The organism is Nostoc sp. (genome assembly GCF_036917135.1).
In the GTDB taxonomy this organism is placed as follows: domain Bacteria; phylum Cyanobacteriota; class Cyanobacteriia; order Cyanobacteriales; family Nostocaceae; genus Nostoc.
This window is the reverse complement of sequence record NZ_JBALEA010000070.1, coordinates 1-20,130: the sequence shown is the minus strand read 5'-3', so window position 1 is coordinate 20,130 and position 20,130 is coordinate 1. Positions and strand designations below refer to the sequence as shown.

Sequence of the window (20,130 nt, the reverse complement as noted above, 5' to 3'; positions counted from 1 at the left end):
TTTCGGGGGTATTGAACCCCACTCAATCAGCCCTCCTATCCCCCTCACCGCCAAGCTTCGCTGTGGCGGGAGTACCCCGGAGGCTTAGATGGATAATCCCAAATCCCAAATCGTTCGACTGAGCGTAGCCGAAGTCCCAAATCCCAAATCGGATCGTGGGTTATTTGTAGGTTTAGTAACCTTGGATTTGATTTACCTTGCAGACTCTGCGCCTAAGAATAATCAGAAGATTGTAGCTACTGACTATACTGTAGCGGCAGGGGGACCAGCTACCAACGCGGCTGTGACTTTCAGCCATTTAGGAAATCAGGCTACAGTCTTGGGTGTAGTGGGTTCTCACCCAATGACGCAGCTAATTCGAGGTGATTTGGCAAATTACAAAGTTGCGATCGCAGACCTTGAGCCTACCACTGATTTAGCACCCCCTGTCTCTTCAATTATTGTCACCCAAGCCACGGGTGAACGAGCTGTGGTTTCCATCAATGCTGTCAAAACTCAAGCCACTAGCGCATCTATCCCGCCAAATATTTTGCAAAATGTCGATATAGTACTGATTGATGGACATCAGATGGCGGTTAGTTTTTCCATAGCGCAAATAGCTAAAGCCAAGAATATCCCAGTAGCGATCGATGGTGGTAGTTGGAAGCCGGGATTTGAGCAAATTTTGCCATTTGTCGATTATGCCATCTGTTCAGCTAATTTTTATCCCCCTAACTGCCAGACTGGAGAAGACGTTTTTGCCTATCTATGCAGATTTGACATTCCTCACATCGCCATTACCCACGGACAAAAACCTATTGAATACTTGAGTTGCACTAAAACTGGTATCGTAGATGTGCCGCAGATTCAAGCGGTTGATACTTTAGGGGCTGGAGATATTTTTCACGGTGCTTTCTGTGATTACATTTTAAGGGAAAGTTTTACTGATGCATTGACACTGGCAGCTAATATTGCTGCTGATTCCTGTAAATTTTTTGGTACCCGGCGCTGGATGGATTTAAAGTAATGAAAGACTTACAAGAAATATTAGCGATCGCTCGTGAGATTGGTTGGGGCGCAGCAGATATACTGCGATCGTATTACGACGGCACGGCAAAAAATCCTGACTTAGAAGTACAATATAAGGAAGATGAGCCTGTTACCGTTGCTGATGTCGCTGTGAGTCAATACATTTTGCAGAGACTACAAGCAACTTTGGGTAACGAAGATTTTGCTTACATCAGCGAAGAAACTTACCAATCGCCAAGTAGTGGTACACAGCCTTCAGCCCCTTGGGTGTGGATCATTGACCCTTTGGATGGTACACGAGACTTTATCGAAAAAACTGGAGATTATGCAGTTCACATTGCTTTAGTCAAGGAAACACGCCCAGTGTTAGCAGTGGTAGCAGTACCAGAGGCTCAAAAGTTATATTACGCTACCAAAGGCGGGGGTACATTTGTAGAAACCCGTAATAAATCTGTTCCTTTACAAGTGTCGTCAGGCAAAGGAATTGAGGATTTAACCTTAGTCGTTAGTCGCTCTCACCGCAACCAACGGTTAGATTACCTACTACAAAATTTACCCTGTCAAAATCAGAAATCTGTGGGTAGTGTCGGCTGCAAAATCGCCACCATTGTCGAGCAAGAGGCAGATATCTACATTTCCCTTTCCGGCAAGTCTGCGCCCAAAGATTGGGATATAGCAGCCCCAGAACTGATTATAACAGAAGCCGGTGGTAAATTTACCCACTTCGACGGCACTCCGTTGCAATATAACACCGGTGATATCAATCAATGGGGAGGTTTGCTGGCTAGTAACGGTGAATATCATGAGGTGCTGTGTCAGGAAGCAGAAAGGATTTTAGCGCAGTTTGACCAGAGCTAATGAGGCATTGGCGGATGAATATTTTTTAATTTGCTTTTAAAACAGTTTAGTTATGGTATGATTGCCAGGATTAAGGATAATAATCTTTACGCTTTAGTCCACAGTTGAATTTTCAAAACACTAAATACCTGGGCGATCGCTAGTTAATATCGATTTCCTGTAAAAAGTGTAACTATAGTACAGTCAACAAAAGCCTGTCGTTGGGAGGTCTGGAAACCTGTCCTATCAGGTTACAGAAGAAGACCTCAAGCAGGCTTTTGCAGAATACGGAAAAGTAAATCGTGTTCAACTACCCACAGATCGGAAAACAGGCCGGCCTCGTGGGTTCGCTTTTGTAGAAATGGAATCAGATACCCAAGAACAAGCTGCTATTGATGCACTTGATGGTGCTGAGTGGATGGGACGTGATTTGAAAGTGAACAAAGCTAAACCTCGTGAGGAAAGAAGCAGTTCTCCTCGTGGTAGCTGGGGTGGCGGTAATGCCCGCAGCAACAATAATCGCTATTAAGTCGGTTCCTAGAAATTTCAGATTTAAAGTTTCCAGCAGATAAGGCCAAAAGCCCAACTATGCTGGAATATTTTATTTTGTATCTAGCCTGAAATTATTTATTTCGGATTGCCATAGCTGTAAGTAGCTATAGCAGTTATCGTTTACGTGAGGTACACCCGTAGGGGCACGGCATTGCCGTGCCCCTACACCTCGTGATGTAACGTTGTACTGCATCTGAATGGGAACCGCTATACGCATAATTAAACATAAAATAAAATCTTAGTTCATAGTGAGCGATTCATCGCTCAAAATAAGGATTATTAGGACTAAAGTCCTTACTACAAACTTTAATTTATTTCAAAAAGAAGCGCTATAGTTTGTTGAGTTCCATTTGCGGAATTTGCAGCAATTCTCTATACCCATAAAGTATTGTAGATATCGTTAGTCTGCAATCATTAGCTCTGGATTTTCAAAAAAATGTTACGACTGTATCATTTATTGCTAGGTTCTATTTTAATAGTGTCAATACCAGTGGGAGCAAAATTTCTTCTACCCCAATTTTCTCCACCCAAAGTGGTGCAATCCCCTGCCGTTGGAAAACTTCTCAACCCTAATGAAGGAAATATCTGGCAGAAAATCCTGGGAAATGCTTCTGCTCCAACTAACTGGCAGGTTGCTGCTTGTGAAGGAAATGCGCCTCTGTTGTGTATCTCCTCCAAAGGGAAACGTTTGGGTACAGTTGAAATTAACGTATATCCACTAGCAAACAATGAGGATTTCCGAAAGAAACTCCTAGCAGCTGGTATTCCAATTGGTTCTCAAGTAGATTACCAAAGTTCCAAATACCAAACCCAGGTATTACCAGCACTCAAGGCTTGGGTTGCAGATCACTACGCTGCTTTTGCAAAAGATCGTCAAGGTAAATATGGAAAACAGATTACTTTCTCATCCTACCCACCACAACCAGTACCCGTTGGTAAGCTTCAGGGAATCCGCTATGGGTTCGCCGGACTCAAGCAACAAGGTGGAGTAGAAGAGCAACATATCGGTCATGTTGCCTTTGATGGCAGTAAACTTTATGTAATCACCACTGCATTTGACCCAGGTATGCAAACAGGTAAGTTTGAGAAACTGGAAGACTTGGCTATTTTTCAACCTTACTTATATGCGATCGCATCTGATCTACATTTACCCTAATTGGCATTGGGTATCCCTTCTCTACGAGACGCTACGCGTAGCTTGCTTCCACAAAGTGGTACGGCTTCTCTACGAGACGCTGCGCGAACGCTCAGGGCAAGTGGGCATGGGGCATGGGGAAGAAACAAGATAGACAAGGAAGAAACTTGTTCAATAATTCTCCCTTATCTCCCACTCCCCATTACAGCAGATTTCAGGTAAATGAAGTACATATATAAAACCCAAAATCTTGTAGAGACGTAGCACTGCTACGTCTCTACGTGTATTCGATTAGAGCGCAATCTGCTGTAACCTAAATCTCAGCCACCGCCCGTTCAATCAAGCGATGTGCCAAAGTTTGCGTACCTGTGTGTTCATAATAATTTGTTGATACATCAATGAACGCTGCAAGGTAATCTAACTTGTCATCGGCAACATCGATAAAACCTTGCAAGTTTCGGGCAACCTTTTGTGGTGTTAAATCATTGGCGGAGACTAGCCCACTCATCCAACCTTTAACTGAGTCAAAGCTTTCGCCCATAAAGTTGAGTTTACCACCAGGACTGTCCCCTGGAATCACATCTTTAATGTTTTGGAAAGTCGAGTTTTGTTCTAACTCATGTGGACTTGTTTGATTAAGCATAGATAAAGCTTTGCTAATAAAGTCTGGGCCTAGAGGTATCAAACCATCAACACAAACTAATGCCACCATGCGGATGAGTGACTCACCACTATACTCACCTAAAGAGGCAACAAAATCCCCAATACTGTCTCCAGGAATGCCGTTAATTTGACAGAAGGCTACCAACTCAGCCACTAATTTTAATGTCAAATCGATGGTTTGGGCTTTATCAGCTTTGGGAGTGACAGAGTTTAAAAAACCCAATAGAGGAATTTTTTCGCCAACTTTGTTAGCTAAAGCTGCTGCACCAAGCGCTTTATCTGTAGCATCAACGGTTTGATATAACCACAAGGCTGTTTGGTAGCCTTGGGATTTGTCGTTAAATAAATAAATCGCTCGTTCGCCAATTTGCTGAATTAAATCTTCGTCGTCTTCACCAGTGACTTTTTTAATGGTGTTGACAAAGCCAACGGTATTTTGCCACTCGCCGGGAGCAACAAAATCGAGGGCTTTTAACATAGAAATAGTCAAGCCACCGGTTGGTAATTCATCAACCAACTGAAAAATCGATTTGCTCACAAAAATCTCCTTATTTTACAGTTTGTAATCTTTATGTCAGTAACGTGGCTTATTTTAGTTTGGACAGACCATCAAGATTAAATTTCTGTAGCCAATCTGCGCGATCGCTTGCTTTAAATGACAAATCGCGGGAAAGTGCTTTTACTTGGTATTTACCTACCAAAATTGCAGTTTGCGTTTTACCAACTTCGACTGCGGGATAACCGCCAATTTTTTTGGTACTCTTCGAGAACTTTGTCGCCGCATCTGTGCCGGTGGTATCAGAAATAGACAGCAACGCTAGGTCTTTACCACCTTTTTTCAACTTCGCTTCCGAAAAGCCTTTTTTCTCTTGGGTATAGACGCGTTGATAGCCATCACCTGCATCAGGGAAAAATTTATTAAATTCGCTACCCTGAGTTGCGGTTTTAGCAACTGCAAGATTCTTTTTTTGTTGAGTGCTTTCTTTTTGAACCTGATCAAAACGTCCAGGTGTTTTGGGAGTTGAACTACAGGCTGTTGTCAGTAGCACTACTGACAGCAACAAAGCAGCTACTACTGTACGCCCACGGTGTAAAATCATTCTTGGCTTCTCCTTATAGTTGAGCTTTGAGGCAATTATCGGCGCTGCTAGCAATTATTACCCGTAAAATTTACTTTTTGATAATTATTGCCTAAATTCTGAACCATAACGGTCTAGTTTTAATCCAACAGTCATCAAATTTTTGCACTTCCAAGCTTTACAAAATTTCATCAAGTTTTGTAAAGCTATAAGTCCAAACCCTTTTAAAACCCAATACGCTTGCGTTAGGGGACTTCCAAATAAAAAATATCTAATTAATTCTTGTGGGGCGGACGAGACGAGAACCCAGTTTGTATGGCGGGCAAGATCCACCCCACAATCATATTGAAAAAATATTAGTGCAAATTAAAGGCGTAACAGCTTATTGCTTTAAGTTGTCACCAATAGCTGGAAACTGGAAACTGGAAACGAGAGAATTATGAATTATTCGGTCAATACATTACTTCTTTACTAAAAAATATGCTGTAGCATAGTCGGGTAATTGTGTGATGTGCTGCCCAAAATCTTTTTTATTCTTAAAAATACCTGCTAAAAAATCGAGTTGATAAAGATTGGGTAAAAATGCTCCACCTGTATCGGCGATGACTCCCATTTGCAGATGTTTACGACCACCTTGAGTATGCTCAATCACAATCACTTTACCTAAACCGATATTCAAAACATCTCCAGCAAAAGTGACTCCGGGTTTGATAGAGATTTTTGCATCTATTTTGTATCCATAGCCTTTAATAGCATCAACTTCTCTAAAATACCAATAACGCTTTTGTGCGGTTGCCTTTAATCCGCGAATATAAGACATTCCATTATTTCTATCTACATTAAAAAATGCCTGATAGCCATCTGTAAAATTAATCAGGATCGTTCCTTCCATAATTGCTTCTTCTAAGCCATTTCTGGTTAGATAAGCGAGAGTTGTAACTTTTCCAAATTCTCTTCCACCTGGTTCATAAATACCTGACAAAACATCCTGCTTTGTATATCTAGTGTAGAATTTATCGTTATCAGAGTTTTCTTTCAAGCTATAAATTGGTATATTAAAAGTAGAGGTTTTCTTCCGAGAGCCAGAGTGAGTAAAGACAGCATATTTGGTAATTCGTAATTGTTTTTGCTGCTTATTATTTGGGTTATAAGCAGACCATTTAATTACTCGAAAATTGGTATTAATAAATTTAGGGTCTTGTAAACGAGTAGCTCGATTATTAGCAATATCCTCCTTTAAGATAGCAATCATGAAATCCAAAGTTTTGAGAACATCTGTTACAGTAACTCCTTCAGTGGCAAGTATTCCTGTACGCAGAATATCTGGGTCTTCAGCAGTGTAGTCTTGAAAATATTTTCTAGTATTAGCGAGAACGGTTAACAAATCTCCTTGATTGAAGTTAACCTTAGTTGTTGGTAGTTGGACTGGACTAAAAACCTGGCTGCCATTAATGCTAAATTTATGCTTTTTGAACTCATCAACAACTGGATAAGGTGCAGATGTTGAGATCAAATTCTGTCGAGATGAAAAAGCATTTTGTGTGCCGATAATCTCATCAGATGTTTGTTGAGTGGTAAAAGGATTTTTAAATGTTGAGGTGAGGGAAGTCTGTGATTGAAGTGGGGTGAAATTTTCTCGCTGAGTAAAGGACTGATTTTGTTGAGCTAGTTGTTTTGTTTTTGACTGAGTATATAGATAACTACTGGCTAAAGTTGCAAGTAATAAGCCAGCACAACCTACTGTGAAGCGAAATTTTTGGCTGAATAGGATCTTCATAAGTTGGAAAGTAAATTCCGATTGTCTCTTGCTATTTGTAATTTTGAATTGTTTAAGTTTCTATCACCTCACGCACTAACTGTGCCAGCTTTTCGGCACTATCGGGAACTGCGATCGCACGAGCTTTTTCCCCCATCTTTGCTAACTCTGGCGGAGACTGCAACAGATTCAACACAATACTTTGCAATGCTTCTGCCGTCAACTCTGATTGCTTGAAAGTTAACGCCGCGCCAGCCTTGGTAAATACGTCTGCATTGTAAGATTGATGGTCTTCGGCGGCAAAGGGGTAAGGAATCAAAATCGCTGGGGTTCCACACACTGCCAATTCTGTCAAGCTACCTGCGCCAGAACGACTAATAGCAAGAGTTGCTCGTTGCAACAACGGGGCCATATTGTTGTAAAAAGGCAAGGCTATGTACTGTGGATGTTTGAGAGTATCTGCTTCCTCGTCGCGATCGCCAGTTAAATGTACTACGTATACACCAGCATCAAACCAAACTTTTGCAGATTCGCGCACCAACTTATTAACTGCAACTGCACCTTGGCTACCACCAAAGACGACAATTAAGGGAACACCATTAGGAATGGCTAAATCCAGAGGTGGATTAATTGCCCGATTGAGGAATTGCGCCCTTACGGGAGTACCAACACAGACATTTTTGGCGCGGGGTAAATACTTAGCAGCTACATCAAATCCCAAAGCTACCGCACTACACCAAGGGCCAAAAAAGCGAGTTACTTTACCTGGTAAGGCGTTAGATTCGTGGAAAATCACGGGTAAACCGAGGGAACGCGCCGCAATCACAGCCGGACCTGCAATATAACCCCCTGTGGTAAACACCCCTTGAAAATTTCCCTGTTTGAGAATTCGTCTAACTTCTAGAATCGAAAGGGCGAGTTTGCCCAAAATGCGAATCGAAGAGAGTCCAAACCCTTGCTGAAAGCCTTCAACTGCAATAGTATTCAAGGGATACTGTTTAGGGACAAGTTGAGTTTCAAGCCGATCGGGTACTCCCAGCCATTCTATTTGATAGTCTGGAAGTTTTTCTGCCAGTGCGATCGCTGGAAACAAATGTCCACCTGTCCCACTGGCAGCTATTAATAATCGTATCGGTGCGTTTGCCATCAAACCTTTACCGTTTAGCGTCTAGCTTAACTAAGATAAAACAATTTCCTGACATTCTCTAATCAAATCAGTAAATTCTTGCCAATGACTAACATTATTACCGCCTTAGTGAGCCGCCAACTTAGATTATCAACCAGCATCGGGTTAATTTCCTTCCTGTTGACACTTGGTTTAACAAGTGGTTGGCAACGCACTCAAGCGACTATACCACAGCAATTAGCCCAAGCTGGTACAGCTCAAAATGCACCAGCCGATCTGAAAAACCTCTTGACACAAGTTGATACCGCCGCCAACCGGGGAGATGTCAAAGGGGTGTTGCAATTCTACAGCCCCACTTTCACTCATGGGGATGGATTAAATCTTCAAACCCTGGAAAAGTCTCTGGTTTCACTTTGGCAACGATATCCCAAATTGCAATACAGTACAAAACTGCTATCTTCAAAATCTGAAGGCGATGGGATTATTGCCGAAACAGAAACGAAGATAACTGGTTTACCCTCCGGTAACAGTAATAATTTGGCTCTCAATGCCACGATTAAATCGCGTCAGCGCATCACCGGTGGTAAAATCGTTCGCCAAGATGTTTTGTCAGAACGCACCCTACTTACCTCTGGCAGCAAGCCGCCCCAAATTGATATTAAATTACCAGAGCAGGTGAAAGTCGGACAGAAGTATAATTTTGATGCGATCGTTCAAGAGCCACTTGGTGATGATTTTCTGCTAGGAACGGCGCTAGAAGAACCCATCCAAGCAGATAAATTTCTTAACCCCACACCCGTAGATTTAGAATTACTCACATCTGGCGGACTGTTTAAAACGGCACAAGCACCATCTACACCGGGTAGCCAATGGGTTTCTGCCGTCATCCTGCGGGGCAATGGGATGACGATGATAACTCAGCGCTTGCAAGTTGTGAATAAGTAGTTAGGAGTTTGGAAAGACGCGATTAATTGCGTCTGTACGTGAGGAGTTAGGAGTTAGTACGCTACTGCTAGCGTACTAAAAATCTGGATGTTGCGTTACCTTCAAGACATTTTCGTGAGACAATCTGAAGTTATCTTAAAGCCTTTGACGAGCAGCGATATGCCTCTAAGGGACTGACAACAAATAAATTTTCCAATCCTGTGGGGTGGGCAACATGAGCGCCTTTCTCTATGGGCGGGTGAGACACCCACCCCACAAGAAGTAGTTGAGTATTTTATGAACTGCTACCTGCTGTCTGTCAAATATCACACTACCTGTAGCAAAGCTTTCTAGATCCCCGTAAATCCACGTTAAAAAGGGGTACTTTGATTCCGGTTTACCGCTTTTTAAGGGGGGGTTAGGGGGGATAAACAAGTGCGTAAAATCACAGCCAAGCAATCTTAAAACAACCTGTAAGGGTAATATACTTGCAAACAAAATTTTTAAGTGTTTTTACTGGATTTTACTACGTATTTTCACTGAAAGATTCTCAAATAAAAAGCCAGATTGGGGGATTATTAAGAAAATATAAAGGTATGGATTAATACGTATATTTTCGACTAAAACATCGATTAACTGAAAATTCGAGAGATACAGAGATATGTCAGATACAGTTGCTAAAGAGTTGGCAGATTTTGTGTTGCAAATAGAACAGCGATCGCAGTTTCATGCAGGGTATCCATATAATTTAAGTTGTGATTACAGTGCGATCGCCAAATTTTTCAATTTTCTGTTAAATAATGCTGGAGATCCATATATAGAACCAGATTTTGGTCTCCATTCTCGTAAATTTGAGCAAGAAGTATTAGCTTTTTTCGCTCACCTCTATAAAATTCCAGAAAATGAATTTTGGGGTTATGTTACTGCTGGCGGAACTGAAGGTAATTTATATGGAATATTCTTAGCAAGGGAAATCTACCCTAATGGGATTCTTTACTCATCAGAAGACTCTCATTACTCAATACCCAAAGCAGCCAAATTATTCCGCATCCAACATAATGTTGTTAATTCACAAATTAATGGAGAGATGAATTATGAACATTTTGAACAACTCATTAGTGAAAATCGTAATTATCCAGCGATCATAAATTTAAATATTGGTACTACTGTCAAAGGTGCGATTGATAACTTAGACAAAGTTATAGAAATTTTAGAGCGTAATCAGATTAAAGATTACTACATTCATTGTGATGCCGCACTTTCAGGATTAATATTACCATTTCTAGATGGCGCTCCGCAAGTTAACTTTCAAAAACCCATAGATAGTGTAGCTATTTCTGCCAAATTCATTGGTTCTCCCTTACCTTGTGGTGTAGTTTTAACCAAGAAAAAATGGGTAGAAAAAGTTGAAACAGCAATTGAATATATTGGTTCATCAGATACAACAATTCTGGGTTCTAGAAACGGCCACACCCCTCTGATTCTCTGGTATGCAATGAAAACAAGAGGTTATGATGGATTGGCTAGAGAAGCAAATACCTGTATTGATAATGCTCAATATCTTTTCCAACAACTGAAAATCAGAGAATATCCATGTATGCTCAATAATTTTTCCAATACCGTAGTGTTTCAAAAACCTTCTCAAAGGTTAATTAAAAAGTGGCAGTTAGCGACTTTTGAAAATTGGGTACATATTATAGTCATGCAAAATATCGATCGCGAGAAAATCGATACTTTTGTTAACGAACTTTTGTTAGAAGAAGGGTTACTTAATAATGTACAGGATTTCCAGCTACAGCCAGCACTACACAAATATAGATGATCGACTTAATTAATAGTGATATCTACGAAATAGTACGCCTACGCCCAATTTTACAAAGTGTTTCTCAAAACAAAATTTAAACCGGAGATTTTATCTACTTAAAAAGTTTTTTCCGCACAAATTACCAGCAAGTAGTATTTCTACTTCTGAACATTCCATAGGTGGTAAGAAAAAATACCCTTGTCCATAATCACATTGTAAAGCCTTCAATTGTGCTAATTGCTCTACAGTTTCTATCCCTTCTGCTGTTACAGACATATTTAAATTATGAGCTAATGTCACGATCGCTCGAATAATTTCTAAATTTTCTCCTCGACTACCTATACTGGTAACAAAAGAGCGATCAATCTTAAGGGTTTTAATTGGTAGGCGGTGCAAATAACTCAAGGATGAATAGCCAGTACCAAAATCATCCATGTGCGTCTCAACATTCAGCGCTGTTAACTGGGAAAGTACGGCGGTAGCTAATTCAAAATTATCCATCAACAAGGTTTCAGTAATCTCCAATTTCAAACAGCATGGCTCCAATCCAGTTTGCTGCAAAATATGTTTAACCTGTTTAAACACATCAGGTTGTGTGATTTGTTTACCAGAAAAATTTACGCTAATTGTCAGAGGTAGTGAAGTAGGAAATTGTTTATGCCATCTATGCATTTGGTGACAGGCTTCATAAAGCACCCATTGCCCGATACTAACAATCATTCCAGTTTCCTCAGCCAGGGGAATAAAATCTTGCGGAGAAATAAGTCCTCGTTCTGGATGATGCCAACGTATCAGTGCCTCAAATCCAATAATTTTGCCAGTTGTCAGTGAAACAATTGGCTGGTAATTAAGGCGAAATTCTTCATGCTTGAGCAACGCATGACGTAAAGCAGTTTCTAACTCCAAAAGCAAAGCTGCACCCTCATGCATCTTGGAATCAAAAACCTCATAACGTGCCTTACCAAGTGCTTTGGCACAATACATTGCTACATCGGCATCGCGTATAATCTGCGCTGCTTGCTCATAATCTACTTTACTTAAAGCGATGCCAATACTAACATTAGTAAACACCCGATGCTGATTTAATTGAAATGGCAAAGCTAGCACTTTGTTAATTCGCTCGGCTACCTGTATAGCGGTGCTAATATCCTCAATTTCCTCAATTAAGATTGTGAACTCATCTCCGCCAAAACGGGCAACTATGTCTCCGACTCGCAGAACTGACTTTAGCCGATGAGAAATTGCAATTAAAAGTTGATTTCCCAGTAGATGTCCAAGACTGTCATTAACAACTTTAAAACGGTCTAGGTCTAAAAAGAGTACGGCAAATAAATAATTATTTTGCTGTTTAGTATGTTCTATTGCCTGCTGCACCCGCTCTATAAATAATCGTTGGTTAGGTAATCCAGTTAGCCCATCATGAAGACTATTGTGCAGTAACTGCTCTTGCGCTTCTTGACGTTTGAGAATGTCTTGTTCAAGTTGTTGATTAACTCTAATAAGTTCAATAGTGCGTTCTAGCACCAACTGCTCAAGCTGATAACGGTACTGAACTAATTCTTCTTCTGCTAACTTACGCTTAGTGATGTCACGGACAATAACAATATACTCTCGTAGCTGGGAATTAAATGGCTGTGAAATAGTTGATTCAACAATTCGTAGAGACTGGTTTATTTTTAAGCTTTGCTCACTCCTAATAGACCATTGCTCTGGTTTCCCACGGTAACATATTAGGAGTTGATTCAACTTTTGTCCAAGTAACTGATCAATAGTTGTTTCAAATAATTCTTCGGCTGCGGTATTTGTCTGAGAAATAGTACCATTTTCATCTAAGACTAAAACAGTATCGGGAACGGTATCGAGAGTAGTAATAAATAGGTTTCTTGCTTGCTTGCGTGCCTCATCAATAGCAATAATTTGTGGTAAAGTTGTCCAGCAAGCGATCGCTACACCTGCAAAAGAAAGTGTCACTAATAAAATAGCTAGTAAAGAGTTTTGAGGATTAGTAGAAAGTCTATCTAATAAATCGCGCAGAACCCAACTAATTGTGGCAGTAATACAAATTAATGATACTAAAACAATCACTTGTAGTACCACAAAGTCTGAGTTGTTTTTACTAGACCTAGTGCCGTAATACTGTGTCCACCATTTGGGGTGTAATGGCGCAAATCTTAAGCGACGTAGCGCTATATCTCCGATCATCAGAAAAATGGGTAATAATAATCCCACTAAAAAATCTCTCCAATTCCAAGCCAAACCTCCTACTATTAAAACTACTGTTTCTAGTAAGAAAAAACCAAGTGACCACCAAGGCCATAACACGTGTGGTTGGCTCCGACACAGCCATAATCCTAGATGTAGTCCCATAATGGACATGAGATAACAAGTGCCTGCTACTGTCACAAGTTGAGATATATTTCCTAAATTTAGACAAAGCAAACTGAGTAGAAAGGTAACTAAAATAGCAGGGACAAGGACACCTTGACGGGAAACTAATGCAAATATAGGAGAAAGTTGTTTGTCTAAGGCAAGCTGGTATAATATCCGAGGAGAGTTGGAAACTGCCGTAGCAGAACTGAGAAGGCAAGATATAGTAATCAGAAGTGTTACTAGAAAAGATGCATGCTCACCCCAAAAAGGCTTAGAAGCCGCTAGCAGATTTAAGAATGTATCATTTCCTATTGCGGGATTTGGAGCCGAACACATTAATACCCAAGAACCGCCTAGAAACACTGGAGGAATTAACCAAGCCGCTACGGTTAAAAACTTTAAAGTTTTATATGGGTGGCGACTATCAGCAACAAAAGAAGAAGTGGTTTCACAAGCATAAATTGAATAGCTAGCTACAAAAAACCACTTTGCCCATTCTTCAAAGCTCAGGTTATGTGTGCTAGCTGAGATAAATTTAAAACTAGCAGATGAGAAGGCTAACCATAATATACCTTGAATACAAAACAACAACAGTAATAAAATCGCTGGGAATACAAAAAATAAATGCAGAAGCGCTAAAGCACGGGTGCCACTAAACGCTAAAATAAAAGGAATAGCTGTAAATACAACTTTTAAGAAAGTTTCTGGACAAGAAATACCTAATGTTTCAAAATTGACTTTGATTAGGTCGGTGAGAATCATCGCATATAGTGCTGGTGCTGCTGCCCAGCTAAAAAAGTATCCTAAGGCTACGTAACGGCCTAAGCCAGGAAAGTTCTTTAATAGCCTTGTGGTGTAGTTTGGTGTTCCTCCAGCGACATCTGGCCAATGTCTACCTAGACTTTGTACCTGCAAGTTAAGTAAAAAGGAAATGATCGTGCCAAAAAACCAAACTAAGATAGCTTTTGACCCTAATGCTGCATGAATGATGGGGGCAGTACCAATCCATCCAACATGACCCGTTAACCCAAAGCCCCAGGTTTCGAGATAACTCAGAGTCCGTGGTAGGCGCATTAGCAAGTGCTGATTGTTCTCTGCCCGTGCAGAATCGTTACTAACCATTGTTTATTAGTGAAATTTACTGACCTTTTCAGTCAATAGCTGAATCTCACTGATTATAGCTTCCGTATAACTGCTGAACTTTAGGAAAGAATAACTTAATTGTTACTGGATTTTAGATTTATGCCATATCTGAAGGCTTGTTCTTGAATAAAGAATTTTGGCGTTGCTGATTGCGGTATGAAAAATAATTTTGCGTTATTTCAAAATCCTTGTAGAGACGTTGCATTGCAACGTCTCTACATCCAAATTCATACCTCGATTCAGCAACACCAGAATTTTAAATTTGGGATTTGATATTTGTTCAACTTAGCTTGTTTCTCGCAGAGTAAGTCTGAATTCTCTTGATTCAGACCGTTATAAAAATCGAAAAATTCCGATTTCCGACTTATTAAATAGGTCGGAAATCATCTTGTTCATGAATGATTAACCAGGGTTATAGCTTTTGCAACAACTCCTGAGTTAACTGAAAGAAAGCTTTTGAACCTGCCGATTGGGGAGCATTTAAAACAGCTGGCATAAAACTATCAACAGCCTTCGCAACATTAACATCAACTGGTATTTGTACTTTGCAAATTTTTTCTACACCAAAATCTTCGACAACGCGGTGCATTACTTGTTTATAGTATCTACCAGTAAGCAGGTTAGCGCTGGACATACTAAATACAATTCCCAGCATTTTTATGTCTATCTTAGTTTCATGTCCGTGACTGTCTTTTAATTGGGCAATACGTCTTTCTAGCAGTTGAATACCCACTACAGATAATGGTTCTGGTTTAGCAGGAAGTATATAAAAATCGCTGGCGGCTAAAGCGCTACGAGTCAATAAATTATAGCCAGGGGCACAATCGAGAAGGATAAAATCATATTCTTGACGTACTGGTTTTAAGATGTTATTAATCAAGACTCTTTCAAAGCGATTCCAAATCGTTTCAAAGTCCTGTTCACCCAAAGCAGTTGCTTGTTTATGTAGCATTTCTGAGACAACAAATTCATCATACAAATCGATATCTCCCGGTAATAAATCCAGTCCGGGAAGATTACAAACTGGAGATTGAATGATATCCTGAATTGTGAGTTTTGCTTGTGGGTCTGGATTGATAACTTCGTCTATCAGATACCTAAATGTCTTGTTTTGTTTACGACGTTTGGCAAAATCTAAAGGCGACATCAAACTGAGTGTGGCACTAATTTGGCTGTCTAAATCAAGGACAAGCACCCGCTTGCCATGATTTTTAGCTAAACAGGTAGCTAAGTTGACGGTGAGGGTGGTTTTACCAACGCCACCTTTCATATTTGCAGTAGCAATTACATATCCCATTGGTTAACTCCTCTATTGACGCATTCCTATCGACTGGTCTATCAAGAAATAATTCAGGGGTGTGGATTATTCGTAGTTTGCGCTTTAGCGCTAAAGCGCAAACTACGAACCGATCAAATTAAACTTGATCGGCTTTCTAGCAGTCTCTCAAGGTAACAATGCTTGGTAAATAAGTTTGTAGTCAGCGCTTTAGTCCTTGTATTAAGCACTGAAATGCTTACTAAGTATCGGCTTTCGTTAGCTTGATCGACTACTAAGTAGCGTACACCCTTCCTGATATCTTAAATCTTTCATCAAATTTAATATTTTCGTTAATTCAAAAGGGTAATAACAAATTATGGAGGTATTGACAAATACAGTAGTCCTAAATCAATTGTGAGAAAATAATAGTGTTGTGAATATCACTAAGTATTGGGTGCATAATTTGGAGGCATTCACTAACTGAATTAAAGGAAGCAGATCGATCATTTCAGAAAATAAAAGGCGCATTTACACATAAACTTATAAGGTAATTAAAATGACTTACGATTCAGAAGATGTGCAACAAATCCTTGAAAAAGCACTAACTCGTAAACATGAAGGTGAATTTTCACGAGAACAGCTTGGAGAAATGGCATCTGAGTTAGGTATTTCTTCTAATATTTTGGAAACAACTGAACAACAGTGGTTAGTTCAACAAGAAGAGGAACGTTCACGACACACATTTAATACTTTCCGACGTAGAGCATTTTGGACACACTTTGTTTCCTTTCTAGCAGTGAATTTATTCCTTATTCTCTTGAATTTAATCACTAGTCCTAGTTATTTTTGGGCTATTTTTCCAGTATTAGGATGGGGGTTAGGACTATTTTTTCATTGGTGGAGTGTTTATCAGAGTAAATCTGAGGATTACGAGATAGCCTTTCAGAAATGGCGTACACAAACTTAACTTCTCCTTTACCGAAGAAAGGCAGAGGGCAGTCGGTGGTAGTGCAACAATAAATACAGGTTAATTGGTAAATACCCTGAATTTATTTATGGGGATTCCTCCTACCTCCTGACTGTTTACCGAAAAATCTAGTATATTCAGCGATCGCTATTATCTAAATTTTTGCGTCCTTCTAGATAAAATCTTCCCCTAAGTTCGGGGCAACCTCAAATCTTCAGTAGTTCTATAACCACGCCCTGGGAACCCTGTGCTTGCCAATTTGCCAAAATAGAGCTGTAGGCTAGAATAACCACGCTTGAAGATAGCTTGATTGCCTACACTCAGGAGCAAGGGTTGGCTGATTAATAAGTAAGAGGAAGGGAATATGGATAATAACAACTGGTTACAACAGCTAATGATAGTAGGTCTTGGCACAACGTCTTTAGTCGCAGAAAAACTGCGGCAAGTCGGCGATGACTTAGTTAAAGACGGTAAGCTCAATCCTGAGCAAGCTAAGGCAGTAATAGATGATATTGCCCAGCAGTTAAAGTCGGAACAAGGAAACTTGGATGTGCAAATGCAACGGCAAATGCGAAATATGATGCAGGACTTGGGGGTGGCTCGTCAGTCAGAAGTAGACGAACTCAGAGGTAGAATTGACCGTTTAGAGCGTCAATTGCGCGATTTAGAAAATAAGCTTTGGCGTTAGAATGCCCTTTCTGATTTAAACTAATTGTGTCCTATTGGTAATGTTTTTGCCAGGATACCTAAGTAAGGAGAACTGATTTTGAAACCAATTTTCCTCAGCGTGGCGTTCATGCTGATGTGTGTTGTGCTTTTGGTTGTGGGGCAAGTAGGCAGTAAACAGAATATTGCCATTGCTGCCGAGTTAACCCAAACGTCGCCAGCGTCCACAACTGTAACTGAAAACAATATCTTAATTGCGGGTAACACTATGTCTGATGCGAATGTCGTAACTACTCCCTCTGGATTAAAGTATGAAGAGTTAAAAGAGGGGACTGGGGCGACTCCTAAACCTGGACAAACGGTTGAAGTTCATTATGTCGGCACTCTAGAAGATGGTACTCAGTTTGATAGTTCACGCGATCGCGGTCAACCTTTCAGCTTTAAAATTGGCATTGGACAGGTAATCAAAGGTTGGGATGAAGGAGTTAGCACTATGAAAGTAGGCGGTCTTCGTAAGTTAATCATCCCATCTGAGTTAGGCTATGGCGCTCGTGGCGCCGGTGGCGTGATTCCACCCAATGCAACTCTAATTTTTGAAGTGGAATTGCTGAAAGTTCAATAGGGAATGGGGACACTTCTCTACGAGAGGCTGTGCCAACGACAAGCTCAGTGCATGGCTGGGGATTGGGTACTGGGGACAAAGGAGAATTATTAAAAGAAGTTTCTATTCTCTATGTTCTCAATGCCCAATGCCAACATTTTTATAATTCTTTCTTTAAACTGGGCAATAACCCAGAACTAAAGTTTTAAAAGATTCGGCTGTGAGCGATCGCTCACAGCCGAATCTTTTGGTACAAATGTACTAAATAACTGCTAAAATGCCTTACAAGTCAGCTAGCCTTGCTTGAGGTAGTATGAAAAAAATCCCAAACCCAGACAAAAAGCCCATTTTGCGGAGAGTTTCGCTGTTGCAGCCTAAATCTGTAACTACTGCTATTGTGCCACTGCGACCCCAAGAAGAAAAAATCACCAGTGAACGGGAGCGTTTGCTCGTACAAATTGAACGCATTAATCAGATGGCAGGAGAGTTAGAAGCAGCGATATTTGAGTTGAAAGCGATCGCTAACACATTGAATACTCAAAGACGTTACCCAGTTCTAAATCAGGAACCATCCCAAAATACTTGTCAGTATTTTGCAGTTAGCCTCCCTTGGGTAAAACGAAAGCCTGATGAATCATTTATTTTGACGACGCGAAAAGTTGATTTATTCCGAGCCGAAAGGGAAGCCGCACTGTTAGCACAGCAACTTCGTCAGCAAACCAAAAAAAGATTAGCATCGCAGGAACACGGAAAAACTAAGAATAGGGCTGAAACTGATACAAAACCCTTGTTCAAAAAGGTATTAGTCAGCAAATCTTAAAATTATCAACATTCAACGACATTTCACCCAAGAGGAGTGTAACAGTTATGCTGATTGAAGTGGCAGAAGGAACTTCTTAGTCAAAATTGCTAGATACCACACTGCCATTGCTAATTGCCACCAACTATGATTGCAATTAGGCAAAACTGCCCTCAGATTTGCACTTCCGTAAAACCAGAGTGCAATATCAGGGACAATCAATCAGCGCACAGAAGAGGTAAAAAGAAGGTGTTAAAGACACTTTTAGTAATTGCCGTTGGTTTTTTACCGTCCCTGATTTCCCTGTGGGTGATCCGCAAAACCCATTTGCGATCGCGCTTACGGGTTAGACAAGCAGCCATAAATTTTCCAGTGGTGCAGGGACGGCAAAACCTGAGACCTGTTGAAGGCGATCGCTATTATTTAGAAGGGGTGGGTTATCTAATTGGCGACATCAGCTGCAAATTCAATGCCCGCTCTGGTTATGTCCGGTGTGCTGTGAATCCCCAAGGCCCATGTAACGGTTGCCGTCACTACGAACCGAAGCAATTAGCTGGTAGTGAAAAGAGTTCCTAAGACCTCTTGCATAAATCAAAAATAAAGAACCCCACCTCGCATTTGAGTAAAGCAAACGCGGGGTGGGGTGTTAAGGACTTTTGCAAGAGGTCTCTAGCTCGGTACAGATATAGCAACGGACAAGGAGGTTAGGACATTAACTGATGATAAAACCTATATATAAAAAGACTTTCAGCCCAGTTCCTAGTCCCCAGTCCCCAGTCCCCTGCTATAACCTGATTTATAAGCTGTTGCGCCTTTAATTTGCACTAATATTTTTTCAAAATGATTGTGGAGTGGGCATCCTGCCCGCCCTGATCATGCAAGTTGTATAGGTAACAGCTTACCTCAGGAAGCACAACTAGAATCTAAGGTATATATACCTCCCAGACTATGAAGCCCATCAATCAATACCTTTCCTTCGGAACGCTAGGCGAACGCCAAAAAAAGAGGTAGTCTAGCTTTTGCCTAAATAGCCCAACAAAATAGGGTGTAATATTCGTAAGCCAAAAAGCAAAACCCCAGTTCAGACGGACAGGACAGTATAAATTCCTGACACAAAAACCATACAGGATTTTACACGCTTTTTTTTGTCATGAGGCAAAAAAAAGCGTGTAAAATCTTAGGTTTGCTCTATGCCAATACTCGTAAATTAGCGTTCGCGTAGCGTGTCCTTTAGGACAAGATATTGAACTATGGACCAGTATTAACAAAAAGTGCTTTATTGGTTCCTAAACCGGCACAAATAACCCGACTTATACCTAAGGAAGCACAACTAAAATCTGACGTGTATATACCTCCCAGACCCTGATACCCACTCCAGGAAATGCCATTAAACCGATTCACATAAAGTGCATTATCGCTTCCTCGGACGGCACAGATAGCAC

20 protein-coding genes are annotated in these 20,130 nt (G+C 40.6%); 12 read left to right on the top strand and 8 right to left on the bottom strand.

Annotated elements, in window-relative coordinates:
- The first annotated feature begins 88 nt into the window (after positions 1-88).
- The 3 genes from V7K50_RS21545 (at position 89) to V7K50_RS21535 (ending at position 2,374) form a co-directional block, all read left to right on the top strand.
- Complete coding sequence (locus V7K50_RS21545; protein WP_334963552.1) at positions 89-1,006, top strand: sugar kinase; 918 nt, start codon at positions 89-91, stop codon at positions 1,004-1,006.
- Positions 1,006-1,866: a 3'(2'),5'-bisphosphate nucleotidase CysQ family protein gene (locus V7K50_RS21540; RefSeq protein WP_334963550.1), complete on the top strand. Its 861-nt coding sequence runs from the start codon at positions 1,006-1,008 to the stop codon at positions 1,864-1,866. The genes V7K50_RS21545 and V7K50_RS21540 overlap by 1 nt, the downstream gene beginning before the upstream one ends.
- A 217-nt stretch (positions 1,867-2,083) precedes the next feature.
- On the top strand, positions 2,084-2,374 hold the full coding sequence (locus V7K50_RS21535; protein WP_334963554.1) for an RNA recognition motif domain-containing protein: 291 nt from the start codon (positions 2,084-2,086) through the stop codon (positions 2,372-2,374).
- A 72-nt stretch (positions 2,375-2,446) separates the two neighbouring features.
- On the opposite strand, the gene V7K50_RS21530 is transcribed toward V7K50_RS21535, so the two are convergent.
- Entirely contained in the window at positions 2,447-2,614 is a 168-nt protein-coding gene (locus V7K50_RS21530; protein ID WP_334963548.1) for a hypothetical protein, read from the bottom strand.
- 219 nt (positions 2,615-2,833) lie between these two features.
- Between V7K50_RS21530 and V7K50_RS21525 the strand changes: the two genes are divergently transcribed.
- On the top strand, positions 2,834-3,553 hold the full coding sequence (locus V7K50_RS21525) for a hypothetical protein (RefSeq protein ID WP_334963546.1): 720 nt from the start codon (positions 2,834-2,836) through the stop codon (positions 3,551-3,553).
- 292 nt (positions 3,554-3,845) lie between these two features.
- On the opposite strand, the gene V7K50_RS21520 is transcribed toward V7K50_RS21525, so the two are convergent.
- The 4 genes from V7K50_RS21520 to murG form a co-directional block, all read right to left on the bottom strand.
- The gene (locus tag V7K50_RS21520; protein WP_334963544.1) at positions 3,846-4,733 is read right to left on the bottom strand and encodes a hypothetical protein; all 888 of its coding nucleotides are present in this window, start codon (positions 4,731-4,733) and stop codon (positions 3,846-3,848) included.
- 49 nt (positions 4,734-4,782) lie between these two features.
- On the bottom strand, positions 4,783-5,295 hold the full coding sequence (locus V7K50_RS21515) for a hypothetical protein (RefSeq protein ID WP_334963542.1): 513 nt from the start codon (positions 5,293-5,295) through the stop codon (positions 4,783-4,785).
- 439 nt (positions 5,296-5,734) lie between these two features.
- Positions 5,735-7,051 (bottom strand): hypothetical protein, encoded by a 1,317-nt coding sequence (locus tag V7K50_RS21510; RefSeq protein WP_334963540.1) that lies wholly within the window; start codon positions 7,049-7,051, stop codon positions 5,735-5,737.
- A 52-nt stretch (positions 7,052-7,103) separates the two neighbouring features.
- Positions 7,104-8,177 (bottom strand): undecaprenyldiphospho-muramoylpentapeptide beta-N-acetylglucosaminyltransferase, encoded by a 1,074-nt coding sequence (murG, locus tag V7K50_RS21505; protein ID WP_334963538.1) that lies wholly within the window; start codon positions 8,175-8,177, stop codon positions 7,104-7,106.
- Between the two features lie 84 nt (positions 8,178-8,261).
- Between murG and V7K50_RS21500 the strand changes: the two genes are divergently transcribed.
- Together V7K50_RS21500 and V7K50_RS21495 are read left to right on the top strand one after the other, a co-directional pair.
- Positions 8,262-9,101 carry a nuclear transport factor 2 family protein gene (locus tag V7K50_RS21500; RefSeq protein ID WP_334963536.1) on the top strand — a complete coding sequence of 280 codons (840 nt, stop codon included), beginning with the start codon at positions 8,262-8,264 and terminating at the stop codon, positions 9,099-9,101.
- Positions 9,102-9,741: 640 nt separating this feature from the next.
- Complete coding sequence (locus V7K50_RS21495; protein WP_334963534.1) at positions 9,742-10,902, top strand: histidine decarboxylase; 1,161 nt, start codon at positions 9,742-9,744, stop codon at positions 10,900-10,902.
- A 90-nt stretch (positions 10,903-10,992) separates the two neighbouring features.
- On the opposite strand, the gene V7K50_RS21490 is transcribed toward V7K50_RS21495, so the two are convergent.
- Together V7K50_RS21490 and V7K50_RS21485 are read right to left on the bottom strand one after the other, a co-directional pair.
- Positions 10,993-14,376 carry an amino acid permease gene (locus V7K50_RS21490; RefSeq protein ID WP_334963532.1) on the bottom strand — a complete coding sequence of 1,128 codons (3,384 nt, stop codon included), beginning with the start codon at positions 14,374-14,376 and terminating at the stop codon, positions 10,993-10,995.
- A 433-nt stretch (positions 14,377-14,809) separates the two neighbouring features.
- Complete coding sequence (locus tag V7K50_RS21485) at positions 14,810-15,694, bottom strand: ParA family protein (RefSeq protein ID WP_334963530.1); 885 nt, start codon at positions 15,692-15,694, stop codon at positions 14,810-14,812.
- A 517-nt stretch (positions 15,695-16,211) separates the two neighbouring features.
- On the opposite strand from V7K50_RS21485, the gene V7K50_RS21480 reads away from it, so the two are divergent.
- The 6 genes from V7K50_RS21480 to V7K50_RS21455 all read left to right on the top strand — a co-directional run bounded on the left by V7K50_RS21480 (position 16,212) and on the right by V7K50_RS21455 (position 19,264).
- Positions 16,212-16,622 carry a 2TM domain-containing protein gene (locus tag V7K50_RS21480; protein WP_334963528.1) on the top strand — a complete coding sequence of 137 codons (411 nt, stop codon included), beginning with the start codon at positions 16,212-16,214 and terminating at the stop codon, positions 16,620-16,622.
- 364 nt (positions 16,623-16,986) lie between these two features.
- Positions 16,987-17,310, top strand: coding sequence for a phasin family protein (locus V7K50_RS21475; protein ID WP_334963526.1), 324 nt, complete (start codon positions 16,987-16,989; stop codon positions 17,308-17,310).
- A 78-nt stretch (positions 17,311-17,388) separates the two neighbouring features.
- Positions 17,389-17,910: an FKBP-type peptidyl-prolyl cis-trans isomerase gene (locus V7K50_RS21470; protein WP_334963524.1), complete on the top strand. Its 522-nt coding sequence runs from the start codon at positions 17,389-17,391 to the stop codon at positions 17,908-17,910.
- 29 nt (positions 17,911-17,939) lie between these two features.
- On the top strand, positions 17,940-18,098 hold the full coding sequence (locus tag V7K50_RS21465; RefSeq protein WP_334963522.1) for a hypothetical protein: 159 nt from the start codon (positions 17,940-17,942) through the stop codon (positions 18,096-18,098).
- 104 nt (positions 18,099-18,202) lie between these two features.
- Entirely contained in the window at positions 18,203-18,709 is a 507-nt protein-coding gene (locus V7K50_RS21460) for a hypothetical protein (RefSeq protein ID WP_334963520.1), read from the top strand.
- 228 nt (positions 18,710-18,937) lie between these two features.
- Positions 18,938-19,264 carry a DUF6464 family protein gene (locus V7K50_RS21455; RefSeq protein ID WP_334803520.1) on the top strand — a complete coding sequence of 109 codons (327 nt, stop codon included), beginning with the start codon at positions 18,938-18,940 and terminating at the stop codon, positions 19,262-19,264.
- 672 nt (positions 19,265-19,936) lie between these two features.
- Here the strand turns inward: V7K50_RS21455 and V7K50_RS21450 are convergent.
- Positions 19,937-20,130, bottom strand: a 194-nt coding sequence (locus V7K50_RS21450) for a hypothetical protein (protein ID WP_334963518.1), incomplete at its 5' end; no start/stop codon positions are given.